Annotated in this window: 5 protein-coding genes; 2 read left to right on the top strand and 3 right to left on the bottom strand. The window is 61.6% G+C overall.

Annotated elements, in window-relative coordinates; genetic code table 11:
- Window positions 1–360: 360 nt before the first annotated feature.
- The 3 genes from A3730_RS17615 to A3730_RS17605 all read right to left on the bottom strand — a co-directional run bounded on the left by A3730_RS17615 (window position 361) and on the right by A3730_RS17605 (window position 3,251).
- On the bottom strand, window positions 361–1,467 hold the full coding sequence (locus A3730_RS17615) for a 5-(carboxyamino)imidazole ribonucleotide synthase (RefSeq protein WP_063538569.1): 1,107 nt from the start codon (window positions 1,465–1,467) through the stop codon (window positions 361–363).
- 45 nt (window positions 1,468–1,512) lie between these two features.
- A complete protein-coding gene (gene purE / locus A3730_RS17610; RefSeq protein ID WP_007150426.1) occupies window positions 1,513–2,004 on the bottom strand; it encodes a 5-(carboxyamino)imidazole ribonucleotide mutase in 492 nt (163 codons plus the stop codon).
- Between the two features lie 413 nt (window positions 2,005–2,417).
- A complete protein-coding gene (locus tag A3730_RS17605) occupies window positions 2,418–3,251 on the bottom strand; it encodes an NAD-dependent epimerase/dehydratase family protein (RefSeq protein WP_063521191.1) in 834 nt (277 codons plus the stop codon).
- 132 nt (window positions 3,252–3,383) lie between these two features.
- Between A3730_RS17605 and A3730_RS17600 the strand changes: the two genes are divergently transcribed.
- A complete protein-coding gene (locus A3730_RS17600; RefSeq protein ID WP_063538571.1) occupies window positions 3,384–4,286 on the top strand; it encodes a hydrogen peroxide-inducible genes activator in 903 nt (300 codons plus the stop codon).
- A 120-nt stretch (window positions 4,287–4,406) separates the two neighbouring features.
- Window positions 4,407–5,705 (top strand): ATP-dependent DNA helicase RecG (locus A3730_RS17595; RefSeq protein ID WP_156501238.1); only part of this gene is annotated, 1,299 nt, incomplete at its 3' end.

Genomic DNA, 5,705 nt, shown 5'->3' with positions numbered 1-5,705 from the left:
CCCGTCAGTTCCACGGTAATCAGGACCAGCGCCATCACCATGACCAACAGGATCAGGCGCCGGTAACGCCCCAGAGAAAGTGTCATGATCACAACCGTTCCGCCTTTTCCTGCCTTGCACTATGGACAGTGTAAGCTGGCACGGCCAGCAAAACGTGAAGGGGGAGGGGTTTCAAGTTGAAAGTTGAAAGTTGAAAGTTGAAAGTTGAAAAGTGCAGGATACCTGGGATGCCCGCCGGCGCCTGCGATTAGTTTCAGTTTTGATTGTTTCCCGGTGCTGCGGCGCTGCTAAAGCCGGTTTCGGATGGCTCCCGGCAATGCCGCGCTTTTCAACTTTGAACGCTCAACTCGCCACTCAAAATCAGTCCAGATCCAGCTCAGAATCCAGCACCGCCTGATAGCCTTCAGGCAGCACATCGGCCCAGACATCCAGCCCTTCGCGCAGGCCTTCCAGGGTACCGGCGACCAGATTGGCGTGGCCCACCTTGCGGCCCGGCCGCACACTCTTGCCATACCAGTGCACCACACCCGGATGTTGCAGCCAGGCGTTTTCGAAAGGCGTGCCGATCAGGTTGACCATGGCGGAGGGCCCGTGGACGTTGAGGGCATGAAGGGGCACACCGGCCAGGGCGTGGACATGCAGGTCGAACTGGGACCAGTCCGCGCCTTCGTGGGTCCAGTGGCCAGAGTTGTGCACCCGCGGGGCAATCTCGTTGACCATCAGCTGGCCATCCACTTCGAAGAACTCCACCGCCATGACGCCGGCGTAATCCAGTTCTTCCATGATGCCCTTGGGCATCTGCTCGGCGGGTTTCTGCAGATCAGAACAGGCGTTGGCCGGTGCCAGGCTCAGGCGCAGAATGCCGTCCACGTGCCAGTTGCGGGTCAGCGGGTAGAACAGGNTTTCGCCGCTGATACTGCGCGCGCCGACGATGGACAGTTCGCGGCTGAACGGAATTTTTTTCTCGACGATGGCCTTGCCGGCCAACTCTGCGGCAGGCACAGCAGACAGGTCGCCGCCCTCGCCCACAATCCAGGTACCACGACCGTCATAGCCGCCACTACGGGCCTTCACGACCACGCCACCAAACTGCGCCACCGCATCATGCAGGTCGTCGGTCTTGTCCAGGGTCACCCAGGGCGCCGTGGGAATGCCCAGCTTGTCGAGCATCGCTTTCTGGGTGAAGCGGTCGGGGATCACTTGCAGGGCGCCGCGCGCCACACAACGATCGCTCTGCGCGAGTTCTGCGGAAAAACCGGTGTCCGGGAAGGCTTCACGTTCCACAGTAATCACCGGGTAGCGTTCCAGGCATTCTTCCCAGCTGATCGGCACGGCCAGGTCCGAAGTGCCCGGCAACAGCAATGCCCGCTCCGGGTCGTAACGGTCCACCACCAGCCCCAGCCGAGCTGCGGCTTCTGCCATCATCAGGCCAAGCTGGCCACCACCAAGAACAAGTACGCGATTCATAGCAGATCCGTCAGAGCAAACAGGGAAAAGAACGGAGCCAGGGGATCAGCCCTGCCCCAGCTCTGCATTGGCCAACACCTCATCCGCGCGGGAGGCTTTCCAGTCGGCGATTTGTTGTAGCAGTTCGGGGTTGTCCGCCGCCAACATCTGGGAAGCCAGCAGGCCGGCATTCCAGGCGCCCGCCGCGCCGATGGCCAGGGTGCCCACGGCCACGCCCTTGGGCATCTGCACGATGGACAGCAGGCTGTCCCAGCCAGACAGGGTACGGCTTTTCACCGGCACACCCAGCACCGGCAGCGGGGTCAGGGAGGCAATCATGCCGGGCAAATGCGCCGCGCCACCGGCGCCGGCGATAATCACCTTGTAGCCGTTCTCGTGGGCGCTTTTGGCAAAGTCGTACATGCGCTGAGGGGTACGATGAGCCGATACCACTTCGGCCTTCCAACCCACATTGAATTGGGTCAGGGCGTCACAGGCTTCTTTCATGGTCTCCCAGTCAGATTGGGACCCCATTACCACGGCAACCGGCGTGCTCATTCGCGTTACTCCATCGCGCCCATCACGGGCTTTTGCAGCGCATCGGCATCTACCCCGGCACCGACACAGAAAAATTTGAGGCGCACACTTTACTAATGCCTGCGCCGGAGGCAAGCCTATCGGCGAAAAAACAACCAATGATCACGTTCCCGGCCGACAGATGGCGATTTTAGCGTGATTTGGCCGGGAATGCGCTTTGGGATCAGTTCAAAGGAGCGAGTTGGAAGTTTAAACGCGGGCCAGGCAGGGCGTGACAGAACCGCCGTGCCCGCGCCCCATGTTGATAGCTGGAGGCAGGTCAAAAGCGTTTTTTACCACAGAGGGCAGCACGACCATCTGAGTTGGCACGCGGACCCAGAGCTTCAGCTTTGATCCAATCCAACCCGCGCCTTTCAACTTTTAACTTTGAACTTTCAACTGCTTCTCTCCGCCAGCACCTGTGCATACCCCTCCGGGTAACCCGGATAGCGCAAGGTGTAGTGCCCTTGCTGGATATACAGGCTGCGCACCTGTTTGCCAGTGGCCGGTTCATCAGGCACCGCCAGGGTCAGCCCCTGTTGGTCCGCCAACCATTTCAGCACATCCAGATTGCGGCCACCTACCGCATCGGTGCCGATCACCAGCGGCGGCATTTCACGGCCCTCCAGCCAGCCCAGCACCACGCTGTGCAGCAGGCCCACGCAGTCGTCGCGGTGAATGCGATTAGTCCACTGGGGCGCCGGCAGGCTTTCTTCTCCACGGGCCAGCCTGGCTGCCTTGTCGATTTGCCGATAACGGCCCGGCCCGTAGATGCCAGTGAAGCGCACCACGGTACTCAAACTGCGGGTGCTGATCTCTTCTTCCGCCGCCAGCAATACCTTGCCGTTATAACGCCCCGGGCGCGGCGGGGTCAGCTCATCGACAACGCCTTCCAGATCGCCGAAAACCGCACTACTGGAAACGAACACCACCGGGGGCAGCGGTTGCTGGCGCCCCAATGCCTCCAGCAGGATCAGTGGCGCACGCACAAAGGCCTGCAAATAACCTTCTTCGCTGTACTCTGACGGCGTCATGATAATCACCAGCAGATCCACCGGGTCCGGCGGCAGCATGGCTGCACCTTCGGTGAGATCCTGGCTGTACAGCTCCACCCCGGCAGGCGCCTGGGTGCCGCGACGAATCGCGCTGATGCGATGTCCGCCCGCCATTAATTGTTCGGCCAGGCCAGTGCCCAGGTCACCCAGGCCGGCAATAAGAATGTGAGACATAACGCTCCTTACGGAGCGCCAGACGCTGGATGCCCCATGCCAGACGCAGACCGCACGTCGGGCATTCGGCATCTAGCGTCCGGCGCCTTTAATATGCACAATGGCATTCAATCGATTAAGTGTATCAATGCCATGACACTAACAGAACTACGCTATCTGGTCGCCCTGGCCCGTGAACGCCACTTTGGCCACGCCGCCCAGGCCTGCAACGTCAGCCAACCGACCCTCAGTGCGGCTATTAAAAAGCTGGAAGAACAACTGGGCATGCCCCTGTTCGAGCGGCGCCCCCGCGAAGTGGTCGTCACCCCCCAGGCCGAGCCCATTGTCGCCCAGGCCCAGCGCGTGCTGGAACAGGCTGACCTGCTCTCCCAGATGGCCACGAGCCAACGCGACCAGCTCAGCTCGCCGCTGCGGGTCGGGGCGATCTTTACCGTCGCCCCCTATCTGTTCCCCACCATGGTGCCGCGGGTGCGCGAAGCAGCGCCGGAGATGCCGCTGTTCATCGAAGAAAATTACACCCACGTGCTGCGACGCAAGCTGGAACATGGCGAACTGGACGCTATTATCGTGGCACTGCCCTTTTCCGGTGGCGGTCTGGTACGGGCCCGCATGTACGAGGAATCCTTCTCCGTGCTCCTGCCCGGTGACCATGCCTGGACAGCGCAGAAGAAAATCGCCCCGGAACAGCTACTCGACGAATCCCTGCTACTGCTCGGCGAAGGCCACTGTTTCCGTGACCAGGTGCTGGAGCTGTGCCCGGCTATCGATTCCCAACACCAACGCAACCTGGTGCAGATCGAAGGTGGCTCCCTGGAAACCCTGCGTCATATGGTCGCCGGCGGGCTGGGCATTACCGTGCTACCCAATTCGGCCCTCCATCAGCACGGTTACAACAAGGACACCTTTGCCGTGCGGCCATTTGAAGAGCCGGTGCCCTCACGGACCATCGCCCTGGTCTGGCGCGACAGCTTTCCTCGGCCCAAGGCCATCGAAGTACTGCGCCAGGCGGTGCCCAAGGAAGGATTGTCGGGATAACGATGGGCAGGAAGGTTTCTCCCTGTAGGAGCACCTCTCGAGGTGCGAACCCTACCCAGGCAAGACGCTGGAACCCGATTCGCACCTCGAGAGGTGCTCCTACAGCGGTGTTGCCCAACCATGGCCAGTGACAGCCTCTCCAGCCTCCCCATCACCCGCCTGAAAGGCGTGGGCCCTGCTGCTGCCGAAAGGCTCGCTAAACTGGGCCTGCACAATCTGGAAGATCTGCTTTTCCACCTACCGTTTCGCTACGAAGATCGCACCCGTATTACCCCCATCGGCGGCCTGCGCCCGGAAACCGGCGTCGTCATCGAAGGGCAGGTGATGGCCGCCGATGTGATCTTCGGCCGCCGCCGTTCACTGCTGTGTAAAGTGGCCGACGGCACCGGCATGGTGACGCTACGCTTCTACCATTTCAGCGCCGCCCAGAAGAACAACCTGGAGCGCGGCAGAACCATTCGCGTGTACGGCGAGCCCCGCCCCGGCTCCGCCGGGCTGGAGTTCTACCATCCGGAATACCAGCTGGATTATGCCGACAGCGGCCTGCCGCCACTGGAAAAAGCCCTGACCCCGGTCTATCCCACCACCGATGGCGTCAGCCAGAAAACCCTGCGCAACCTGACCGGCCAGGCGCTACATTACTTGCAGGCACACCCGCCCCAGGAATTGATCCCCGCGCAATTGCTGGATCAGAGCGGATTACCCAGCCTGACCCAGGCGCTCAGCAAGCTGCATAACCCGAACCCGGATGACCCGGTGAACCTGCTGCTGGAAGGCAAGCACCCGGCGGTGAAACGTCTGGTCATGGAAGAAATGGTGGCTCACCAGTTGGGCATGCTGCAAAAACGGGCCGGACAGAAAGCCTTCCATGCCCCGCGGCTCAGCGGGCAAACGCTGTTTGAAAAACTGCAGGCCAGCCTGCCCTTTGCCCTGACCGGGGCGCAGCAGCGCGTCATCGGTGAGCTCATGGGTGACATGGCCAAGCCCCACCCCATGCTACGGCTGGTGCAGGGGGACGTGGGATCGGGCAAAACACTGGTGGCGGCAGCGGCGGCCCTCGCCGCTATCGAATCCGGTTATCAGGTGGCCCTGATGGCACCCACCGAACTGCTGGCAGAGCAACACCGGGACAATTTCCGCCACTGGCTGGCACCGCTGGGCATCGAGGTTCACTGGCTGGCCGGCAGCCTGGGCATCAAAGCCCGTCGGGAAACCAATGCGGCACTGGCTGATGGCAGCGCCCGGATTGTTGTCGGTACCCACGCCCTGTTCCAGGAAGCGGTGCAATTCCACCGGCTCGGGCTCACCATCATTGATGAGCAACACCGTTTCGGCGTGCAGCAACGCCTTTCCCTGCGCGAAAAAGGCCGCTTTGATACCGCCAACGGCAGCCAGGTCCCCCACCAGCTAACGCTCACC

Source organism: Alcanivorax sp. HI0044, from assembly GCF_001634945.1.
The sequence above is the reverse complement of the archived record's forward strand: the minus strand, read 5'-3'. Positions and strand labels throughout refer to the sequence as shown.

Coding starts and splice junctions, on each gene's coding strand:
- A3730_RS17605 (WP_063521191.1), bottom strand. CDS start 3,251: ATGTCTCACATTCTTATTGCCGGCCTGGGTGACCTGGGCACTGGCCTG.
- purE (WP_007150426.1), bottom strand. CDS start 2,004: ATGAGCACGCCGGTTGCCGTGGTAATGGGGTCCCAATCTGACTGGGAG.
- A3730_RS17600 (WP_063538571.1), top strand. CDS start 3,384: ATGACACTAACAGAACTACGCTATCTGGTCGCCCTGGCCCGTGAACGC.